Annotated in this window: 1 pseudogene; it reads left to right on the top strand. The window is 64.4% G+C overall.

Features of this window, described 5'->3' with window-relative positions:
• Nucleotides 1–281 (top strand): annotated as a pseudogene (locus tag H6M51_RS24425) (AAA family ATPase); the annotation flags it as partial.

Here is a 281-nt window from a genome sequence, read left to right as displayed (position 1 = left end):
CACTACCTCACGATCGACGACGTTGTGCTCGCATTCCGACCTGGCCGCAGTGCCGCCGAGGTCGTTGCGATCCTTGCGTCGCTCACCGAGCGCAACCGCATTGCGGCGCGCGATGGCGACAGTGACGACGATGAGAGCGACGGCTCCTCAAATGGCTCCAAGGCGTCGAAACAAAAGCCTGGCAAGGCAAGCCATGACACGCCTGCTTCGGGGCAAGACAGCAGCAGCGGAGGATGGCGACGCGACAAGCCGTCTGGTGCCGAGGTGATCCAGCCGGAGCC

The sequence above is a fragment of the Rhizobium sp. AQ_MP genome, from assembly GCF_014237835.1.
Taxonomy (GTDB): domain Bacteria; phylum Pseudomonadota; class Alphaproteobacteria; order Rhizobiales; family Rhizobiaceae; genus Allorhizobium.
This window is presented reverse-complemented; position numbering and strand designations above follow the sequence as displayed.